Raw genomic sequence first — 19,703 nt, 5'->3', positions numbered from 1 at the left:
TCCACAGCCTCGGACCCCGCCGCTGTTGCTTTTGAATCACACTGTGCAGGCAACAAGGTGTTAATGCATTCCTTAACGGCTTGGTTAACGTTTCCTTACCAATTTGGGCAGCATCTTAGAGGCTAATATTTGTTTGAGTGAGTCGGTGGAAATGGCGGGTAAGCATGTCGCGGTACTGATGGGCGGGTGGGCGCACGAGAGGCCGGTGAGCCTTTCGTCCGGCAATGCCTGCGCCGATGCGCTGGAAGCGCGCGGCTTCAGGGTGTCGCGCGTCGATGTTGACCGTTCCATCGCAGCCCGTCTGGCTGAACTGAAGCCGGATGTGGCCTTCAATGCTCTGCATGGCCCCTTCGGCGAGGATGGCTGCATCCAGGGCCTGCTCGAGATCCTGAACATCCCCTACACGCATTCCGGCGTGATGGCCTCAGCCCTTGCCATGAACAAGGTGAAGGCCAAGGCCGTGATGGCGGCGCATGGGGTGCCTGTCACGGAGCATCTGATCATCAACCGGCGGGATGTGGGGCATGAGCACCCGATGCGCCCGCCCTATGTGATCAAGCCGATTAACGAAGGCTCCAGCTTCGGCGTGCTGATCGTTAAGGAAGATCAGTTGCATCCGCCGCAGGAGCTGACGCGCGATGACTGGCCATATCCCGACACATTGATGTGCGAGACCTATATTCCTGGCCGCGAGCTGACCTGCGCGGTGATGGGAGATGAGGCGCTTGGAGTTATCGACATTGTGCCAAAAGGGCACGGTTTCTATGATTTTGAGGCGAAATATGCGGAAGGTGGCTCCGTTCACATCCTTCCTGCGAAAATTTCACCCTTTATTTACCAAGAAGTACAGAAACTTACCTTAACAGCGCATCGTGCGCTCGGCTGCCGGGGTGTTTCGCGGGCGGATTTCCGCTTCGATGAGCGTCCGGATGGGTCGGGTACCCTGATTTGCCTGGAAGTTAACACTCAACCTGGAATGACCCCAACCTCGCTGGTTCCGGAACTTGCCGCCTACACTGGCCGTGATTTCGGGGATCTCGTCACCTGGATGGTGGAGGACGCAAGTTGCTCTCGCTGAGGCGCAAAGCCGGGATGGTCAGTGCTTATCCGCTGGAAGCGGAGCTGGCGCCGCGCGGGCGTGGTGTGCCGCGGCTGCGGCGGCGCCCTGTCTGGCGGCAGGCGGGCTGGCTTGCCGATCTTCCCCGCTGGACCGGCACCGTATCTGCCGTGGCCTTCCTGGCTGCCACCATCACGTATGGTGTCATTCTGGGCGGTCATGGGCGCATGGTGGCGCAGTCGCTCATCAGCGCGGCCGGTCTGGGTGTCGAGACGGTGAAGCTGTCCGGGCAGCGTGAAGTGGCCGAATATCAGATCCTCGATGCTCTCGGGCTCGAAGAGGGTGATTCGCTGGTGCTCTTCGATGCGGATGCTGCGCGCGAGCGCCTGAAGCAGAACCCCTGGGTCAAGTCCGCCTCGGTCATGAAGCTTTACCCGAACACGGTAAAGGTCACGATTGACGAGTGGGTGCCCTACGCTCTTTGGCAGCGCGGCAATACGGTGTCGATCGTCACCGAGCAGGGTGAAGTGATCACCGACGATGTGGATGGGCGCTATGCCAATCTGCTGCTCGTGGTGAACTACGGGGCCCAGACCCGCGCAGGTGAAATCCTCAAGGCCCTTGAGAGCGAGCCGGAGCTGCGCCCGCGTGTGCGCGCCGCTTATCTCATCGGTCAGCGCCGCTGGGATCTCATGCTCGAGAATGGCATCACCATCCGCCTGCCGGAAGAAGATCCGGCCACGGCGCTGGCTGCCCTTGTGAAGATGGACAGGGAAAGCGCCATTCTGGCCCGTGACATTGCCGCCATCGATCTGCGCCTGCCCGACCGCGTGGTGGTGCGCCTGACGGATGAAGCCGCACAGCGCCGCCGCGACGCGCTGGATGGAAACAAGAAAGTTGCAAGAGGGGGTGCCAACACATGAGCCGCACCGGTTCCACCCTCTATCTGCCGCGCATGCGCCCCCTTCCGGGGCGCCGCGCCGTTGTCATGTCCGTGCTGGATGTGGGCTCCACCAAGATCTGCTGCCTCATCGCCAAGCTGACCCCGCGTGCCGAAGGGTCCGTTCTGGCCGGCCGGTCCCATGCCATCGAGGTTCTGGGCTATGGCTACCAGCGCTCGCGCGGGATCAAGTCCGGCGTGGTCGTAGATATGGACGCAGCCGAGCAGGCGATCCGCCTGGCCGTGGATGCAGCCGAGCGCATGGCCGGCGTGACGGTGGAATCCGTCATCGCCAATGTCAGCTGCGGCCGTCTGCAGAGCGAGATCTTCAGCGCCACCGTGCCGCTGGCCGGTGATGCGGTGAGCGAAGCCGATATCCAGCGCGTTCTGGTGGCCGGGTCGTCACATACGGTGATGGAAGGCCGGGCGGTCAATCACGCGCTGCCGATCTCCTATTCGCTGGATGGCAACCGCGGCATCCGTGATCCGCGCGGCATGCTGGGCATGAAGCTGGGCGTCGACATGCAGGTCGTCACCACCGAAGTGCCGCCGGTCCGCAATCTCGAGCTTTGCATCAACCGCGGCCACCTGCATGTGGAGACGCTGGTGGCGACGCCTTATGCCAGCGGCCTCTCCACCATCGTGGATGACGAGGCCGAACTGGGCGTTGCCTGCGTCGACATGGGCGGCGGCACCACGACACTGTCCGTCTTCGTCGAGGGGCAGATGGTGCATCTGGATGCCATTGCCGTTGGCGGCCAGCACGTGACGACTGACATTGCGCGGGCCTTTGCCATGCGCCTTTCGGACGCCGAACGTCTGAAGACCCTTCATGGTTCGGCCCTGCCGACCAGCGTGGATGACCGTGAGATGCTCACGATCCCGCCAGTGGACGGTGACCTTCCGAACCAGATCCCGCGCTCGGCCCTTATCCGGGTCGTGCGTCCGCGGGTAGAGGAAATCCTGGAGCTGGTCCGTGACCGGCTGACGGCCTCCGGCTTTGCCGGGCGCGTCGGCAAGCAGATCGTCCTCACGGGCGGGGCGAGCCAGTTGACGGGATTGAGTGAAGTTGCGCGCCGGGTGATCGGCCGCAATGTCCGGCTCGGACGGCCACTCGGGGTGGCCGGACTGCCGGATGCAGCCAAGGGGCCGGCATTCGCCGCCTCGGTCGGGCTGCTGATTTATCCGCAGGTCTCCCAGATCGAACAGTTTCAACCGAAACACAGGCGGTCTGGATGGGGCGGCAGCACGGGTTACCTGGCCCGTGTCGGCCAGTGGATCAGGGACAGCTTCTGACGCGGCATCCGCGTCAGGGGAAACTGCCGGAAACGGCGAACTTCAAAGGGAAGAATGCGGAGCCCCCGAGAACCGGGTGCTCCTTTAGGGTCGCGAGGATAGAATGACCATCAACCTGAAGATGCCCGACATTCAGGAGCTGAAGCCGCGGATCACGGTTTTCGGCGTCGGCGGCGCGGGCGGAAACGCCGTCAACAACATGATCACGGCCGGCCTGCAGGGTTGCGACTTTGTCGTAGCTAACACGGATGCGCAGGCCCTTGCCATGAACCACGCAGAACGCCTGATCCAGATGGGCGTGGCTGTGACCGAAGGCCTCGGTGCCGGCTCCCAGCCGGAAGTCGGCAGCGCTGCTGCCGAAGAGGTCATCGACGAAATCAATGACCACCTGTCTGGCTCGCACATGGTGTTCATCACCGCCGGCATGGGCGGTGGCACCGGTACGGGCGCTGCCCCCGTCATCGCCCGGGCGGCGCGCGCCCAGGGTATACTGACGGTAGGTGTGGTGACCAAACCGTTCCAGTTCGAAGGTGCGCGCCGCATGCGCATCGCCGAAGCCGGCATTCAGGAACTGCAGCGCAATGTCGATACTCTGATCGTCATTCCGAACCAGAACCTGTTCCGCATCGCCAATGCCCAGACCACCTTCGCCGACGCTTTCGCGATGGCTGACCAGGTGCTCTATTCGGGCGTGGCCTGCATCACCGACCTGATGGTCAAGGAAGGTCTCATCAACCTCGACTTTGCCGACGTGCGCTCGATCATGCGCGGCATGGGCAAGGCGATGATGGGCACCGGAGAGGCATCGGGCGAGAAACGCGCCCAGCAGGCAGCCGAAGCGGCCATTGCCAATCCGCTGCTCGACGAGACCTCGATGAAGGGCGCAAAGGGCCTGCTCATCTCGATCACGGGCGGTAACGATCTGACCCTGTTCGAAGTCGATGAAGCAGCCACCCGCATCCGCGAGGAAGTGGACGCCGACGCCAACATCATCCTGGGCGCAACCTTCGATGAAAGCATGGACGGCATCATCCGCGTTTCCGTCGTCGCCACCGGCATCGACAAGGAACTGCTGATGGGAAACGGTGAATTCGATGCCATTCCGGCACCGAAGACCGAGCCTGCCGCCCGTCCGGTCATCAACACCGCTCCGCGTCAGCCCGAGCGTCCCGTTGAGCGTCCGGCCGTGACCAGCTTCCAGCAGGATGCAGCTTCCCGCGCTCTGGCCAGCCTCGAGCGTGAACTGTCGATCAACGAGCCGGCTCCGGCCGCTCAGGTGAGCGAGGCTGTGGACGCCAAATCCTTTCGTCCCGCAGCCGAAGCCGTAATCCCCGCTCCGGTCCAGGCCGAAATTCCGGCAGCTCCGCTGCAGCCGATGGTTCAGCAGCCCGTCCAGGCCGCGGTTCCCTTCGAGACCCCGGCTGCCGAACAGCCGATGGCTGCCCCGCGCATGCCGCGCGTGGAAGACTTTCCGCCGATCGCCCAGCGTGAGCTGATGGCCCGCCAGCCGCAGCGCCCCGAAGCTGTTGCTCCGGCGGCTCATGCTCCCGCGCCGCAGCCGATGGCAGCGCCCGCACCCGACATGGAAGAGCATGGCGATGACCGCCGCCCGATGGGTCTGCTGCGCCGTCTGGCCAGCGGTCTGTCCCGCCGTGAAGATCATGAAGAGCATGCCGCGCATGAGGCTGCTCCCGTCATGACCCCCCGTGCTCCGGCTGCCGCTCCCCAGCCGCAGATGCGTCCGGCTCCGCGCATGCCGCAGATGGCTCCCGCCCAGCAGGGCCGCCCGGCCGTTGCTGCCGGTCAGCTCGACATGCAGGGCCGCGCTCCGGCGCGTCCGCAGGTGCACAGCGAGGAAGACCAGCTCGAGATTCCGGCGTTCCTGCGCCGTCAGTCGAACTGAGTCTCCCCTGACCCTTCTTCCCTTGGACGGCCTGACACGGAATGTGTCAGGCCGTTTCCTTGTGTCTGGAAGGTTCCGTAGCGAATTCAATATGTTGATGCCGTAATTCGCGTTACAAACCGTAATAAAGCTTTATTTCGGACTCGGCCTCTCCGGGGCTATTGTGCTGCCAGTTCCAGAAGCGTTAACACGCGGTAGCTAAAGTCATTTCAGTTTTCGGAATGACACTCGGACCGTGGCACCGGCATAGGCAGACCCGAATGACCAACCGTCTTGATTTCCAGACCACTGTGGCGGATCAGGTGACACTGACAGGCATTGGCGTCCATTCGGGCGCGCCGGCCTCGGTGACCCTGCTGCCCGCAGATGCTGGAACGGGCATCGTCTTCCACCGCACGGACGTAAGCGATGATCTGCAGACGGACATTCCCGGCCGCTGGGATCACGTGACCGCGACGGCGCTTTGCACCGTGATGGCTGATCCGGCCCGCAACGGCGTGTCCACGGTCGAGCATCTGATGGCAGCCCTGCGCGGCCTCGGCGTTGACAATGTCATCGTCGAAATGGACGGTCCGGAAATGCCGATCATGGACGGCAGCGCGGCTGCCTTCGTGGAAGCCATTGACCAGGTGGGCCTGAAGCGCCTCGACCGCGGCCGCCGCTATCTGCGAATCAAGAAGCCGGTCCGCTTTGAGCAGAATGGCGCCTGGTGCGAGCTTCTGCCCTATTCCGGCACCCGTTTCGAGGTGACCATCGAATTCGAGACTCCGCTGATCGGCCGTCAGACCTTTGCCAGCGACATGACCCCGGATGTGTTCCGCAAGGAAGTGTCGAGGGCCCGCACCTTCGGGCAGGTCAAGGAAGTCGAGAAGCTGTGGGCGATGGGCTTTGCCCGTGGCTCGTCGCTGGAGAATTCCGTCGCCGTGGCCGACGACCGGGTGCTCAACCCGGAAGGCACCCGCTGGGCTGACGAATTCGTCCGTCACAAGACGCTGGATGCGGTTGGTGATCTGGCACTGGCCGGACTGCCGATTCTCGGCCTCTACCGCTCCTACAAGGCCGGACACCGCATGAATGTGGCCATTCTGGCGGAGCTGTTCAGCAAGACCGGGCAGGGTGTGTTCGAAATTGTCGAGGCTCCGGCATGGCGCGAACATGGCAATGTCGAGCGGTCCGGCCTGGCGGCTGCGGCCTTTGGCCCTGAGGTTTCCTGAGTTTTTTGCACAAGTCATTCGAGTGAGGGCGCCCGGGAGGCGCCCGCTCTTTGTCTACGGTCACAAAAAAGCTCAAAAAAGACGAGACACGGCGTGACGAATGCCGTCCGGTTCCGCTAAAAGCCTTAGTGTGGAACGTGTTTGGTAACCGGACTGTGGCCCCTGGGCAGGGGGCTCATGCATAACTCGGGCAAGGAGTGGTGAGGCGTGCTGCGAAACATGGCAACAGAGGCTGGCAAGCGTTCCGGCAGAAAGACTGCCCTTCTTGGCTCGATCATGCTGGTATGTGCACTGACCCTGTCGGCTTGCGCATCCAAGGACGATGACGACCTGGCGCTGGACGATACACCGGCCGAAGTGCTGTTCAACGAGGGCCTGGCGCTGCGCAATGCAGGCCGCCTGAGCGATGCCGGCAAGAAATTCTCCGAGGTCGACAAGACCTACCCTTATTCCGAGTACGCCCGGAAGTCGCTGATCAACCTTGCCTACATCAATTTCTCGCTGGGCCGCTACGCCGAGACGATCAATGCAGCCGACCGCTTCATCACGCTTTATCCGGGCAGTGAAGATGCGGCCTATGCGCTGTATCTGAAGGGCCAGTCCTATCAGCGCCAGATTCCGGACATCACCCGCGACCAGAAGATCACCGAGCAGGCCGCTCAGACCTTCAGCGAACTGATCCAGCGCTATCCCAACAGCGAATACACGGCGGACGCCAAGGCCAAGCTGCTGATGGCGGAAGATCAGCTGGCGGGCAAGGAAATGCAGGTTGGCCGCTACTATCTGGAGCGGCGCAACTACATCGCGGCGATCAACCGCTTCAAGACGGTTGTGATCAATTATCAGACCACCCGCCACGTCGAGGAAGCCCTGTTCCGTCTGACCGAAGGCTATTACGCGCTGGGTGTGGTGAACGAGGCGCAGACCGCTGCGGCCATCCTTGGTCACAATTATCCTGACAGCCAGTGGTACAAGGACGCTTTCTCGCTGTTGAAGAAGGGCGGATATGAGCCCTCCGAGAACAAGTCGAGCTGGATCAGCCGCGCCTTCCAGGGGGTGAATGTGTTCTGATCCGGATACCGGGTCATCAGGGCGGGGCAATTTCACATGCTGGCGACGCTGTCCATTCGCGATATCGTCCTCATCGACCGGCTCGACATCGAGTTTTCCGGCGGCATGACTGTGCTGACCGGTGAAACCGGTGCAGGCAAGTCCATCCTTCTCGATGCGCTGACACTTGCCCTTGGCGGGCGGGGCGATGCTGGGCTTGTGCGCCACGGTGAGGCGCAGGGGCAGGTGGCCGCCGTCTTCGATGTTGCGGATGCCCATCCCGTTCGCGCTCTGCTGCGCGAAAACGACGTGCCCAACGATGGCGATGTCATCCTGCGCCGCATCCAGACGGCCGATGGCCGCAGCCGGGCCTTCATCAACGACCAGCCCGTCAGCGTCGGCCTTCTCCGGCAGGCGGGGCAGATGCTGGTCGAGGTGCATGGCCAGCACGACGAGCGGGCGCTCGTAGATCCTGAAAGCCACCGCCTGCTGCTGGACGCCTTTGGGGTGCTGCAGGGCGATCTGACGGCGGTTGAAGCGGCCTATTCCGCTTATCGCAAGGCGGAAAAGGCGCTGCGCGATCACAAGTCCCGCATTGAGGCCGCCCGCCGCGAAGCCGATTTTCTGCGCTCGGCCGTGGATGAGTTGAAGACCCTCGACCCGAAGCAGGGTGAGGAAGAGGCGCTGGCGCTGCGCCGGGCCGAGATGATGCAGGTGGAGAAGATCGCCACCGACCTCAACGAGGCCTATGAAACGCTGAACGGCGGCGCGTCACCGGTCCCGGAACTGTCCAGTCTGCTGCGCCGTCTGGAGCGCAAGGCCGATCAGGTGCCAAAGCTGCTCTCCGGCCCGGTGGCGGCGCTGGCAACGGCGCTCGACAACCTCGAGGAAGCCCGTTCGGGTCTTGAAGCTGCCATCCGCGAGACGGATTTCGATCCGCGCGAACTGGAATCTGCCGAGGAGCGGCTGTTTGCATTGCGCGCTGCGGCCCGCAAGTTCTCCGTTCAGGTGGATGAGCTGCCGGCCCTGCGCCAGAAAATGGCGGCTGACCTTAATGATCTGGATGCGGGCGAGGAAAAGCTGGATGCGCTGGCCGCAGAAGCTGAAGCTGCCCGCAGGATCTTTGATGGCCTCGCGGCAAATCTTTCCGCCCGCCGTGCCACGGCGGCCCGTGCGCTGGAGGCAGCTGTTGCCGCCGAGCTTCCGGCCCTGAAGCTGGAGCGGGCGCGCTTCATCGTCGAGATGACCAGTGATCCGGAGAACAGGTCGGCGAGCGGTGTTGATACGGTGGAATTCTGGGTGCAGACCAACCCCGGCACGCGCCCCGGCCCGATGATGAAGGTTGCCTCCGGCGGCGAACTGTCCCGCTTTCTGCTGGCGCTCAAGGTGTCCCTGGCGGACAGCGGTTCCGTTCCGGTGCTGGTGTTCGACGAGATTGACACGGGCGTGGGCGGTGCCGTGGCGGAGGCGATCGGCCTGCGTCTGGCGCGGCTTGCCCGCTCCGTGCAGGTGCTGACGGTGACGCATGCGCCGCAAGTGGCGGCCCGTGCCAATGGTCATTTGCTGATTTCGAAGGAAGCGGTCGCCGAGGACCGGGTGGCCACCCGCATCACCCCGATTGATGATGCGCACCGGCGCGAGGAAATCGCCCGGATGCTGGCGGGCAGCGTCATCACCGATGAAGCCCGTGCGGCGGCTGAAAAGCTCATGGCCCACGCTCCGGGCTGAGTTGGGGGGCTTGCGTGGAGCGTGGGCCATGAAGGTCAGGTGCGGGGGGATTTCACCTGACTTGGAGTGTCTTGCCTCTGCCTTGTACGGGGATTACTCCCGCGTCGTCGGCGTTGTCATCGGGCCTTCCTGAGGCTTGGGCAGTTCGATCTTGCCATCACCCACATTCGGGATATTCAGCTCGATCACGGCCTTGTCCTGTTTGGCGAAACCGCCTTCCGCCGCATAAAGCGCGACGCCGACCAGAGCCACGGCGAGGGCGCCTGCCACAAACCAACCTGCATTGCTACCGGGACGAAGCTTTGCTGAATTATTGTTCGCGGGCATTGGCCTCTCCTTTTTCTGGCTTTAAAAGCTCTGTTCGCAGACAGAACCCGGCAGCCCTGCTTCCGGTTCCATCGGTATATGAACTTTTTGGCCGCCGGGCCTTTGCCCGCCTGCTGATGCCTTGTGGAAGACAGCCATGACCGGGACTGACAGCTCCAACGCCAACACCGCCGTCGAGGCCCTGACGCTTGAGCAGGCCGCAGCCGAATTGCAGCGGCTCGCCAGCGAGATCGCCTTCCACGATGCGCGCTATCACGGCGAGGATGCGCCAGTCATTTCCGATGCGGATTATGATGCCCTGCGCCAGCGCAATGCCGCCATCGAGGCGCGCTTTCCAGAGTTGGTGCGGGCGGACAGCCCGTCGGAACGGGTCGGCGCCGCGCCCGCTGATGGGTTTGGCAAGGTCACCCATGCGGTGCCGATGCTCTCCCTCGACAATGCATTCAGTGATGAGGATGTGCGCGACTTCGTGGGCCGCGTCCGCCGCTTCCTGAAGTTCGATCCGCTGATGGGCGAGCTTGCCGTCACGGCCGAGCCGAAGATTGACGGGCTGTCCCTGTCGCTGCGCTACGAGAAGGGTGTCCTCGTAAGCGCCGCCACCCGTGGTGATGGCTCGGTGGGTGAGAACGTGACCGCCAATGCCCGCACCATCGCCGATATCCCGCATGAACTGCCAGCCGGTGTGCCGGAGGTGGTGGAGGTGCGCGGCGAAGTCTACATGTCCCATGCCGATTTTGCGGCGCTGAACGCGCGCATGGCCGGCAACGGCGGCAAGGTCTTCGCCAATCCGCGCAATGCGGCGGCCGGTTCGCTGCGCCAGCTCAACCCGGAGATCACCGCCTCACGCCCCTTGCGCTTCTTTGCCTATGCCTGGGGGCAGATGAGCGAGGTGCCCTGTGACACTCAGTTTGACATGGTGCGCCGTTTCGGCGACTGGGGCTTTGCCATCAACCCGCGCATGGTCCGCTGCACCAGCGTCGAGGAGCTTCTGGCCGTCTATCACGGCATCGAGGAAGACCGCGCCAGCCTTGGCTATGACATTGATGGCGTCGTCTACAAGGTGGACCGGCTGGACCTGCAGCAGCGGCTCGGCTTTGTCTCCCGCTCGCCCCGCTGGGCGATTGCGCATAAGTTCCCGGCGGAGAAGGCCTATACGATCCTGCGGGATATCGAGATCCAGGTCGGCCGCACCGGCGCCCTGACGCCGGTTGCCAAGCTTGAGCCGGTGACGGTGGGCGGTGTCGTTGTCTCCAACGCAACGCTGCATAACGAGGATTACATCAAGGGCATCGGCACCGATGGCGAGCCGATCCGGGGCGGGGTGGACCTGCGCATCGGTGACACGGTGCAGATCCAGCGCGCGGGCGACGTGATCCCGCAGGTGATTGCAGTGGATCTGGAGCGCCGCCCAGCGGATGCCGTGCCCTTTGTCTTCCCGGACGTATGCCCTGCCTGCGGCAGCCATGCGGTGCGGGAAATCAACAGCAAGACGGGCCGCCCGGATGCCGTGCGCCGCTGCACCGGTGGCCTTATCTGCCCGGCGCAGGCTTCCGAGAAACTGAAGCATTTCGTCTCCCGCAATGCCTTTGATATCGAGGGGCTTGGCGACAAGCAGATTGATGCCTTCTTTGCCGAAGGGCTGGTCCGTAGTCCGGCGGAGATTTTCACGCTGGAGGCCCGTGACAAACTGGCGCTGACCAAGCTGCGCAACCGGGAAGGCTGGGGCGCCGTTTCAGCGAAGAACCTGTTCGAGGCGATCAACGCCCGCCGCCGCATCGATCTTCACCGCTTCATCTTTGCGCTCGGCATCCGCCACGTGGGCGAGGGGAACGCCAAGCTTCTTGCCCGTGCCTATGGTTCTTTCTCAGCTTTTTCAGCGGCCATGGAAGCTGCGCAGGACCGCAGCAGCGAGGCCTGGGCCGAACTCAACGCCATCGACGGCATTGGAGAAACCGTAGCCGAGGCGGTGGTGCAGTTCTTCGGGGAAGACCACAACCGGGAGGCCCTTGCCGCGCTTCTGGCCGAAGTGACACCGCAGGACGCCGAAAAGATCAGTGCCGAAGGCTCGCCGGTTGCGGGCAAGACCGTCGTCTTTACCGGCTCCTTGGAGCGCATGACCCGCGACGAGGCAAAAGCCATGGCCGAACGGCTGGGCGCCAAGGTGGCCGGCTCGGTTTCCAAGAAAACCGACCTCGTGGTTGCCGGCCCCGGCGCTGGCTCCAAACTCAAGACGGCCCGGGATCTGGGCATCGAGGTGATCACGGAAGACGGCTGGTTCGATCTGGTTGGCGGGTGAGGGGAGGCTGGCACAGAGTCACCCCCGGCCAAGCGCAGCGCGAGCCGGGGCCCACTCGCTTGCAGAGAGATGCCGTATTCCCGAGTGCTGCGGCAACGGGATTTTGTGCAAGCCTGTCCGTTCTGCCGCAGCCTCACCACTCTGGGAGTGAGTGGACCCCGGGTCTGCGCTCCGCTCCGCCCGGGGCGGCACGGTGTGTGGGGTGGGGCTGTGCTTCCTGTTGAAGTGATGCACGTGGCGAGTACTCCAGTGCTGTCACTTGTTGAGTGTCAGATAAAGGTCCTTCCAGCCGGGATTGAAGCGCTCGATCAGCTGGATCTTCCAGCTGCGCTGCCAGAGTTTGATGCGCTTATCTGCGCTGATGGCCGTCTCTGGATCCTCAAATGTTTCGTAATAGACCAGCAGAACTGCACTGTGTTTCTTGCAGAATGCTGAGCCGATGCATGTCCGGTGCTCGTGAATGCGGCGGGCAAGATCATTCGTTACCCTGGTGTACAAGGTGCCATTCATCCCGCTGACTGTGGTGTAGACATGGAACGGCACGTTTCATCCATCCTGCATGTGCTAGCAATCATGAAGGGAGGTAGAGGTAAATACAATCGATCTTCCGGATAGGATGATCCAGTGCGTTAGTCCCCTCCCATCCTTTCCCCCATTATATTCCCCTCAAAGCCTCGCTCTTGCCGTGATTGTTGCTATATTGTTCTCCATGAAATGCACCCGAACCCTGGCTGGATGAATGACTGTGCCTCCCGGTTTTTCCGACGACTGGAGCGATATTGACGCCGAGTATGATGCCGGGTTTGGGCCGGGACCTGCGCCTGTTGCCGCCCACTGGCCGCAGGGCGGCGGCATTGCGGCGCGGGCCCTGGCGGCGCGGCAGGGGGCTGGCCAGCAGGGCAGGGCGCCGGAGTATTTCGAAGGCCTCAACCCGGAACAGCGGCTGGCAGTGGAAAGTGCCGACGGGCCGGTTCTGGTGCTGGCAGGGGCTGGCACCGGCAAGACGCGGGTTCTGACCACCCGCATCGCGCATATTCTGGCGAGCGGCCGGGCCTATCCCTCGCAGATCCTTGCGGTGACCTTCACCAACAAGGCGGCGCGCGAGATGAAGGAGCGCATCGCCCGTTACGTGGGCGAGGGCGTGGAGGGCATGGCGTGGCTCGGCACGTTCCACTCCATCTGCGTGAAGATCCTGCGCCGCCATGCGGAGCTGGTGGGCCTCAAGAGCAGCTTCACCATCCTCGACACCGACGATCAGCTGCGCCTGATGAAACAGGTGATCCAGGCCGAGGGGCTGGATGAGAAGCGCTGGACGGCGCGCATGTTTGCCGCACAGGTAGACAGCTGGAAGAACCGTGGCCTGACGCCGAAGGACATTCCGGAAGGCGAGGCACGCTCCTTCGGCAATGGCAAGGGGCGCAAGCTTTACGAGGAGTATCAGGACCGGCTGTCCGTGCTGAATGCGGCGGATTTTGGCGACCTGCTGCTCCACTGCATCACCCTGTTCAAGACCCAGCCGGACGTACTGAAAGACTATCAGCGCCGCTTCCGCTACATGCTGGTGGATGAGTATCAGGACACCAACGTCGCCCAGTATCTGTGGCTGCGGCTGCTGGCGCAGGGGAATGCCAATATCTGCTGCGTGGGTGACGACGACCAGTCGATCTACGGCTGGCGCGGCGCGGAGGTGGACAACATCTTGCGCTTCGAACACGATTTCCCCGGCGCGCTCGTCATCCGGCTGGAGCGGAATTACCGCTCCACGGCTCATATTCTCGGCGCGGCCTCACATCTGATCGCCCATAACGAGGGGCGGCTGGGCAAGACGTTGTTCACAGATGACAAGGATCCGGAGGCCGAACCGGTGACGGTGGCCTCCGCCTGGGATTCGGAGGAAGAAGCCCGCTCCATCGGCGATGAAATCGAGGCGCTGCAGGGCAAGGGGCATCCGCTCAACCAGATCGCCATTCTGGTGCGCGCGTCCTTCCAGATGCGCGAATTTGAAGACCGTTTCATCACGCTGGGGCTGAACTACCGCGTCATCGGCGGCCCGCGCTTCTATGAGCGGCTCGAAATCCGCGATGCCATGGCCTATTTCCGCTGTGTGGTGCAGCCGGCCGATGATCTGGCGTTCGAGCGCATCGTCAATACGCCCAAGCGCGGTCTTGGCGAGGCGACGCTGAAGATCGTGCATGAACTGGCCCGGGCGCAGCGCATTCCGCTGATCGAGGCGGCAATGCAGCTGTGCCGTACGGAAGAGATCAAGCCCAAGGCGCGCAAGGCGCTCATGGATCTGCTGGCGGATCTCGACCGCTGGCGGGCGCAGCTCACCTGCATCAAGCATTCGGAACTGGCGGAAATCATTCTGGACGAAAGCGGCTATACGGCGATGTGGCGGCAGGACAAGTCCGCCGAGGCGCCGGGGCGGCTCGACAACCTCAAGGAACTCATCCGCTCCATGGAAGAGTTCGAATCCCTGCCGGGGTTCCTGGAGCATATCGCCCTCGTCATGGACCGGGATTCGGCCGACGCGGCCGATGCGGTGTCGATCATGACGCTGCATTCGGCCAAGGGGCTGGAGTTCGACACGGTGTTCCTGCCGGGCTGGGAAGAGGGGCTCTTCCCGCATCAGCGGGCACTGGACGACGGCGGCAGGGCCGGGCTGGAGGAGGAGCGGCGGCTTGCCTATGTGGGAATCACCCGGGCACGGCAGCGGGCCAAGATCTGGTTTGCTTCCAACCGGCGCATCCATGGCTCCTGGCAGTCGAGCATTCCCTCGCGGTTTCTCGATGAGCTGCCGGAGGATCATGTGGAAGTGGTCGAAAGCTCCAGCCGCTATGGCGGCTACAGCGGCGGCGGCTATGGCGGGGGCAACAGCTACGGCGTGTCACGCTTCGACAGCCGCGATGCCTTCCAGAACACTTACGCGACACCTGGCTGGCAGCGGGCGCAGAAGGCGCGGGCGGGCGGCGAGGACTACGGGCGGCGCGGCGACATGCGCTCTGCCCGCAGCCGGGCGCAAGGGCCGCTGACCATCGAGGGCGAGCTGGTGGCCCGCTCCGTGGCGGACAAGCCCTCGCAGTTCGAGATCGGTGAACGGGTGTTCCACATCAAGTTCGGCTATGGCGCGATCCGGGCGATTGAGGGCAACAAGCTGACCATCGACTTCGAGAAGGCCGGCGAGAAGCGGGTGATCGACAGCTTTGTCGAGCGGCATTGACACCAAGTTTTCCGATGCCGGCGAACCGCGCCTTGTCATGGCTCGGGCGCCGCACGCCGGATCAGCAGAGAAAAGGCCAGCGCCCTGTCATGCGCTGGCCTAACCCTGCCCCTGTTATTGACGCCGCATGCTGAGTTTCAGGCGGTATAGTCGACGATAAGGGATGTGGAAGACGCTACCGTGTTTGTTCCGGACGCTGAATAGCCGGTCTTTGTCTGAAGTTCTTCCAGCAGTTGCGCCAGAATGTCCTCAGTGGTGTCATCATCTTCGGTCATGGGCGGCATGCCGCCGCCGCCGCCCGGAGGCGGGGGAGGGGCCATTTCACCGCTTTCGAACAGGGAGGCCAGTTCGTCCGCCTGGTCCTGTGTCAGCGTGCCGGCCTCAACCTGTTCAGACAGCAGGCTCTCAAGTTTTGTCTGCATTTCTTCCCGGCTGGGCGGAGCTGATGGCGCGGAGCCGCCGGGCCCCATTTCGCTATCAATTGCTTCCAGCGCGGAAAGCATTGCGTCCATGTCGCTGGACGTGATTTCTCCGGAACTTACCTGCTCCGTCAGCTTGGACTGAAAATACTGCTGGGGAGACTGAATGCCCGATGGCCCAATGGACATCATGGTTGCAGCCTTTCCTTTTGCTTGCAATATAATGAACAGTGAATGGCAAAGGTTAATGCGAAATTAATGAATTATTTCTCGTTCTTTTCTTTATTTTTCTAAAGAAACTACGGAAATCAGAAGAAATAATCGGCGAAAAATAATTGAAATGCGGCGCAGTTGAGTCATATTGCGGCTCATGAAACAGACTGAACATATCCTCGTTGTCGAGGACGACCCCGAAATCGGCGAACTGATTGAGCAGCATCTGACGGGGCAGGGCTGGAAGGTGAGCCTCGCGCGCCATGCAGGCGAGATGGAGCGTGTGCTGCACAGCGCGCGGATCGATCTCGTCGTGCTGGACCTCATGCTGCCGGGCGAGGATGGCCTGAGCATCTGCCGCCGCCTGAGAGGCACCAGCAGTATTCCGATCATCATCGTATCGGCCAAGGCCGATGACTTTGACCGTGTAATCGGTCTGGAAGTCGGGGCGGATGACTATCTGCCAAAGCCGTTCAACCCGCGCGAATTGATTGCCCGTATCCGGGCGATGTTCCGCCGCGTTGAAATGGGGGCGGCGACCCCGGCTGTCTCCGGCAAGAAGCTGGGCTTTGATGGCTGGGTGCTTGACTGCGAGACGCGCCATCTGTTCAACCCCAAGGGCGCGCTGGTCAGCCTGACGCCGGCCGAGTTTGATCTGTTACAGGTGCTGTGCGAACGCCATGGCCGTGTCCTGAGCCGCGAGCAGCTGGTGGAACTCACCCAGGGCATCAACGTCAGCATGACGGGCCGCAACATTGACATTCTGGTGAGCCGCCTGCGCAGCAAGATGGATGCGGCGGGCGCGCGGATGCAGTTCATCCGCACTGTCCGTGCCGGCGGCTACGAGTTCGTTGGAGAGGTGAAGCCAGTTTGATACGGGCCCTGGCATGGTTATGGCCGAAGCGCATTGCCCCGCAGATGCTGCTGGTGATGATCTCATCTCTTGCGGTTCTTGTTATATTTGCAGTCGCTGCGATCACTCTGAGCCGGCCTCAGGGGCCGAATGCGAAACTGTCACTGCATGCCATGCGCGCTGCGGCTGCGGCCGTCCGTCTTGATGAGGCTGATCCGGCTGTCCGGCAGGCTATTCTGGAGGACGTCAGGGGTGACTATCCGGAGCTGGAGCTGACGATCTCGGCGCCGGCAGAGATTGATCAGATGAGGGAGCGGCTGCCGCCTTTCTGGCCGCTCGCACCTGGAGCTGTGACAAAGGGGGTCGAATTTCTCGGTGTCCTGCTGCATGGGGACGGGGCGGACGGATCCGGCGGGAGACCGGATGATCAGGCCAATGACAGCCGGGTTCCGCAACTGGTTTTCCGCTTGTCCGACGGCACGCTGGTCGAAAGTGACATGCTGCCGAGGGACAGGCCACCGATCCTGGGTGATCCCCTTTTCCAGTTGCTCATCTTCCTGATCATCAGTGTTTCCATGCTGCTGATCTGGGCCCTGCGCACTCTGGTGCGGCCCTTGTCCGACCTGTCAAAGGCGGTGACCAGCTTTGGCGAGAACACCACAATCCTAGCGCCGCTCGCCGCGCGCGGGCCGCAGGAAGTGCGGGATGCGGCACTTGCCTTCAACCGGATGCAGCAGCGGATCCACGACCTGATCGAGCGCCGCACCCAGATGCTGGCCGCCATCAGCCATGACCTGCGCACGCCTTTGACCCGCCTGCGCCTCCGGCTCGAACTGATCGAAAATGAAGACCAGCGCCGCCGCAGCCTTGCAGATCTCAAGGTGATGGAAGCCCAGATCGATGGAGCGCTGACGTTTCTGCGGCAGGGCCGCACCGGTGAAGCCTCCGTCTGCATTGATGTTCCCAGCTTGCTGCAAGGCATTCGGGATGAATATGAGGATTCAGGCCATGTGATCGCGCTTGAGGCAGAGGGTGATATCAAGGTTCTGGCCCGGCCCAGTGAGCTTGTCAGGGCGGTCGAGAATCTGGCCGGCAATGCCTTGCGCTATGCGGCTGACGGGCAGGGCGAAGTGACGGTGGTACTCACTTCCAGGGATGGCAGGGCCGTCATCGACGTCATCGATCATGGACCTGGCATTTCCTCTTCCGAGAAGGAGCGCATGCTCCTGCCCTTCGTGAGAGGGGACAGTGCCCGGTCCATCGGTTCGGAGGCGGGGACCGGATTTGGCCTCGGGTTGTCGACCACGCTCTCCATCGTGGAAGCCCATGGCGGGCAGCTTGAGCTGCTTGATACGCCCGGTGGTGGGCTCACGGCCCGCATAACGCTGCCGCTCGCTCCAGCGGCGCCCGAATAGGCTGGCTGTTTGGGGCCGCTGGCGTTATATCGGCCACGTCATTGCCAAGCTGCCGAGGATTTCATGCAGACTGTGAGAGTGCGGATCTGTGCCGCCGAACTGGAAGCCAAGCGTATCTACGGGATCGTGGAACAGGCCTATGAGGACGATGGCAATCCGGTCACGGTCTATGAATTCGTGCCGGACGGCTCGGTCTGGGCGGTCGAAATCCTCATGTTCGGCATGGAGCCGGACGAGGCTGCCGATGAGCTGAAGGACCGCTTGGGCGCTGATGCCTTTGCCGCGCCGGTGGAAGCCGAGGTGCTTGAAGACCTGAACTGGGTGGAGAAGAGCCTCGAAGGGCTGGCTCCCGTGCCGGCCGGGCGTTTCCTCATCCACGGCAGCCATGACCGGGGCACGGTGCCTGCGGGCAGCATCGGCATCGAGATTGAAGCCGCGCTTGCCTTCGGCACCGGGCACCATGCCACCACGGAAGGCTGCCTGCGTGAGATCAGCCGTCTGCTCAGCCACTGGCGTTTCGACAAGATTCTCGACATTGGCACCGGCACCGGAGTCCTTGCTATTGCGGCGGCCAAACTATCCCGCCGGCAGGTAATTGCCAGCGACATTGATCCGGTGGCAACGCAGACGGCAGCGGAAAACGCTGTGCTGAACGGTGTGGGCAATTTCGTGCGCACTTTCACCGCCGCAGGCGTGGAAGACCGGCGCTTTGCCGAATACGGTCCGTTTGATCTGGTGATTGCCAATATTCTGGCCCGTCCGCTGATGCAGATGGCTAAGAGCATCTCGGCCCGTATGACGGCAGACGCGACGCTGGTGCTCTCGGGCCTGCGGATCGAGGACGGCCCGCGCATCCTCTTCGCCTATGGCACGCAGGGCTTCCGCCTTGTGCGGCGCTTTGAAAAGAACGGCTGGATCACGCTTACCCTGACGCGCGGGCGCGGCTGACGGCAGCTTGGACGAGGATGAGGCGGGCCCTGTGCCCGCCTTTTGCATGGGGTGGTGTCAAAGCGAGGCGCTCCCAGGGCGGTCACCCCGGGCGGAGCGAAGCGCAGACCCGGGGGCTACCCGCTTCCAGAACGGTAAGACTTGGCTACAGTGGCGCATCAGATTTCGGACAGGAACTTGCCGCGAAGCTTCAGGACATTTGCAACTCTCTGCAAGCGAGTGGTCCCCGGGTCCTCACTGTGTTCGGCCCGGGGGGACCGCGTCAGAGAACGGCAAGGCCATGCGGCCATCCACAGCTGACCGTCTTGACGTATGGCGCGTTCAACCCGCTGGCCGCCTGTTTCCGTCACGCGCCATAAATCATTGCCCCAAAACGGAAAAAAAAGGCCCTCGAAGGAGCCTTGTCATCCCGCAGTCCGGGCGGCGGATTACTCCGCCGCGGCTGCGATATGGTTTCCGTCTCAGATCGCGCTGGTGAGCGAGCCCTGGCGGCGCAGTTCTTCGCGATCATAGCCGTAAGCTGCCAGCGTGGCATCGTCCAGCGACAGCAGGTAGCCGTTGACATAACGCAGGGCCTGCTTCTCACGCGCAGCGATCATATGATCGAAAGCGCGGCGGATGATGCTGCGGGACGAACGGCGATCAGCGGCGATCATCGTGGAGGTAACAGTCGAAAGTGCCATTTGGATTTCTCCATAAATTCGGTGTGGCTAGGTTCCTCCCTCGTCACGGGCTGAATATGGCCTCATCCGGCCATTTCGAAAAGACATGGAACCGCATGACTGCCTTGCGTTTATTGCATGTGCGAAAAGACTATGCCGCAG

The 19,703-nt window shown here is 62.7% G+C and carries 16 protein-coding genes; 12 read left to right on the top strand and 4 right to left on the bottom strand.

Annotated features, from left to right (window positions below; all coding sequences use genetic code 11):
- The first annotated feature begins 151 nt into the window (after window positions 1-151).
- From ASC48_RS01010 to recN, 7 genes are all read left to right on the top strand, one after another.
- Entirely contained in the window at window positions 152-1,078 is a 927-nt protein-coding gene (locus tag ASC48_RS01010) for a D-alanine--D-alanine ligase (RefSeq protein WP_055453971.1), read from the top strand.
- Window positions 1,079-1,092: 14 nt separating this feature from the next.
- Window positions 1,093-1,980, top strand: coding sequence for a cell division protein FtsQ/DivIB (locus ASC48_RS01005; RefSeq protein ID WP_208975483.1), 888 nt, complete (start codon window positions 1,093-1,095; stop codon window positions 1,978-1,980).
- Entirely contained in the window at window positions 1,977-3,293 is a 1,317-nt protein-coding gene (gene ftsA / locus ASC48_RS01000; protein ID WP_055453970.1) for a cell division protein FtsA, read from the top strand. Before ASC48_RS01005 ends, ftsA begins: the two co-directional genes overlap by 4 nt.
- Before the next feature lie 103 nt (window positions 3,294-3,396).
- Window positions 3,397-5,196: a cell division protein FtsZ gene (gene ftsZ, locus ASC48_RS00995; protein ID WP_055453969.1), complete on the top strand. Its 1,800-nt coding sequence runs from the start codon at window positions 3,397-3,399 to the stop codon at window positions 5,194-5,196.
- 260 nt (window positions 5,197-5,456) lie between these two features.
- A complete protein-coding gene (lpxC, locus tag ASC48_RS00990) occupies window positions 5,457-6,410 on the top strand; it encodes a UDP-3-O-acyl-N-acetylglucosamine deacetylase (RefSeq protein ID WP_055453968.1) in 954 nt (317 codons plus the stop codon).
- A 219-nt stretch (window positions 6,411-6,629) separates the two neighbouring features.
- Entirely contained in the window at window positions 6,630-7,481 is an 852-nt protein-coding gene (locus ASC48_RS00985) for an outer membrane protein assembly factor BamD (protein ID WP_055453967.1), read from the top strand.
- 36 nt (window positions 7,482-7,517) lie between these two features.
- Window positions 7,518-9,188 (top strand): DNA repair protein RecN, encoded by a 1,671-nt coding sequence (recN, locus tag ASC48_RS00980; RefSeq protein ID WP_055453966.1) that lies wholly within the window; start codon window positions 7,518-7,520, stop codon window positions 9,186-9,188.
- Window positions 9,189-9,281: 93 nt separating this feature from the next.
- Here the strand turns inward: recN and ASC48_RS00975 are convergent, their stop codons facing one another.
- Window positions 9,282-9,458, bottom strand: a complete 177-nt coding sequence (locus ASC48_RS00975) for a hypothetical protein (protein WP_244269972.1) — start codon at window positions 9,456-9,458, stop codon at window positions 9,282-9,284.
- 193 nt (window positions 9,459-9,651) lie between these two features.
- Between ASC48_RS00975 and ligA the strand changes: the two genes are divergently transcribed.
- Window positions 9,652-11,811 (top strand): NAD-dependent DNA ligase LigA, encoded by a 2,160-nt coding sequence (ligA, locus tag ASC48_RS00970; RefSeq protein ID WP_055453964.1) that lies wholly within the window; start codon window positions 9,652-9,654, stop codon window positions 11,809-11,811.
- A 255-nt stretch (window positions 11,812-12,066) separates the two neighbouring features.
- Here the strand turns inward: ligA and ASC48_RS00965 are convergent, their stop codons facing one another.
- Entirely contained in the window at window positions 12,067-12,354 is a 288-nt protein-coding gene (locus tag ASC48_RS00965; RefSeq protein WP_055453963.1) for a GIY-YIG nuclease family protein, read from the bottom strand.
- Between the two features lie 196 nt (window positions 12,355-12,550).
- Here ASC48_RS00965 and ASC48_RS00960 point away from each other — a divergent pair, with 196 nt between their 5' ends.
- Window positions 12,551-15,031, top strand: a complete 2,481-nt coding sequence (locus ASC48_RS00960; RefSeq protein ID WP_055453962.1) for an ATP-dependent helicase — start codon at window positions 12,551-12,553, stop codon at window positions 15,029-15,031.
- A gap of 137 nt (window positions 15,032-15,168) precedes the next feature.
- Here the strand turns inward: ASC48_RS00960 and ASC48_RS00955 are convergent, their stop codons facing one another.
- The gene (locus tag ASC48_RS00955; protein ID WP_055453961.1) at window positions 15,169-15,642 is read right to left on the bottom strand and encodes a hypothetical protein; all 474 of its coding nucleotides are present in this window, start codon (window positions 15,640-15,642) and stop codon (window positions 15,169-15,171) included.
- Between the two features lie 178 nt (window positions 15,643-15,820).
- Here ASC48_RS00955 and ASC48_RS00950 point away from each other — a divergent pair, with 178 nt between their 5' ends.
- The 3 genes from ASC48_RS00950 (at window position 15,821) to ASC48_RS00940 (ending at window position 18,879) form a co-directional block, all read left to right on the top strand.
- On the top strand, window positions 15,821-16,537 hold the full coding sequence (locus tag ASC48_RS00950; protein ID WP_055453960.1) for a response regulator: 717 nt from the start codon (window positions 15,821-15,823) through the stop codon (window positions 16,535-16,537).
- 152 nt (window positions 16,538-16,689) lie between these two features.
- On the top strand, window positions 16,690-17,931 hold the full coding sequence (locus ASC48_RS00945; protein WP_167345103.1) for an ATP-binding protein: 1,242 nt from the start codon (window positions 16,690-16,692) through the stop codon (window positions 17,929-17,931).
- 63 nt (window positions 17,932-17,994) lie between these two features.
- A complete protein-coding gene (locus ASC48_RS00940) occupies window positions 17,995-18,879 on the top strand; it encodes a 50S ribosomal protein L11 methyltransferase (RefSeq protein WP_055453958.1) in 885 nt (294 codons plus the stop codon).
- Between the two features lie 461 nt (window positions 18,880-19,340).
- Here ASC48_RS00940 and ASC48_RS00935 read toward each other — a convergent pair whose 3' ends face one another.
- Window positions 19,341-19,562 (bottom strand): hypothetical protein, encoded by a 222-nt coding sequence (locus tag ASC48_RS00935; RefSeq protein WP_244269971.1) that lies wholly within the window; start codon window positions 19,560-19,562, stop codon window positions 19,341-19,343.
- Window positions 19,563-19,703 lie beyond the last annotated feature (141 nt).

This window comes from Pannonibacter indicus, assembly GCF_001418225.1.
Lineage (GTDB): Bacteria > Pseudomonadota > Alphaproteobacteria > Rhizobiales > Stappiaceae > Pannonibacter > Pannonibacter indicus.
The sequence above is the reverse complement of the archived record's forward strand: the minus strand, read 5'-3'. Positions and strand labels throughout refer to the sequence as shown.

Bases quoted from the DNA above. Each gene is read 5' to 3' on its own strand.
- ASC48_RS01010 (WP_055453971.1), top strand. From the start codon at position 152: ATGGCGGGTAAGCATGTCGCGGTACTGATGGGCGGGTGGGCGCACGAG.
- ASC48_RS01005 (WP_208975483.1), top strand. From the start codon at position 1,093: ATGGTCAGTGCTTATCCGCTGGAAGCGGAGCTGGCGCCGCGCGGGCGT.
- ftsA (WP_055453970.1), top strand. From the start codon at position 1,977: ATGAGCCGCACCGGTTCCACCCTCTATCTGCCGCGCATGCGCCCCCTT.
- ftsZ (WP_055453969.1), top strand. From the start codon at position 3,397: ATGACCATCAACCTGAAGATGCCCGACATTCAGGAGCTGAAGCCGCGG.
- lpxC (WP_055453968.1), top strand. From the start codon at position 5,457: ATGACCAACCGTCTTGATTTCCAGACCACTGTGGCGGATCAGGTGACA.
- ASC48_RS00985 (WP_055453967.1), top strand. From the start codon at position 6,630: ATGGCAACAGAGGCTGGCAAGCGTTCCGGCAGAAAGACTGCCCTTCTT.
- recN (WP_055453966.1), top strand. From the start codon at position 7,518: ATGCTGGCGACGCTGTCCATTCGCGATATCGTCCTCATCGACCGGCTC.
- ligA (WP_055453964.1), top strand. From the start codon at position 9,652: ATGACCGGGACTGACAGCTCCAACGCCAACACCGCCGTCGAGGCCCTG.
- ASC48_RS00960 (WP_055453962.1), top strand. From the start codon at position 12,551: ATGACTGTGCCTCCCGGTTTTTCCGACGACTGGAGCGATATTGACGCC.
- ASC48_RS00955 (WP_055453961.1), bottom strand. From the start codon at position 15,642: ATGATGTCCATTGGGCCATCGGGCATTCAGTCTCCCCAGCAGTATTTT.
- ASC48_RS00950 (WP_055453960.1), top strand. From the start codon at position 15,821: ATGAAACAGACTGAACATATCCTCGTTGTCGAGGACGACCCCGAAATC.
- ASC48_RS00945 (WP_167345103.1), top strand. From the start codon at position 16,690: ATGCGCGCTGCGGCTGCGGCCGTCCGTCTTGATGAGGCTGATCCGGCT.
- ASC48_RS00940 (WP_055453958.1), top strand. From the start codon at position 17,995: ATGCAGACTGTGAGAGTGCGGATCTGTGCCGCCGAACTGGAAGCCAAG.
- ASC48_RS00935 (WP_244269971.1), bottom strand. From the start codon at position 19,562: ATGGCACTTTCGACTGTTACCTCCACGATGATCGCCGCTGATCGCCGT.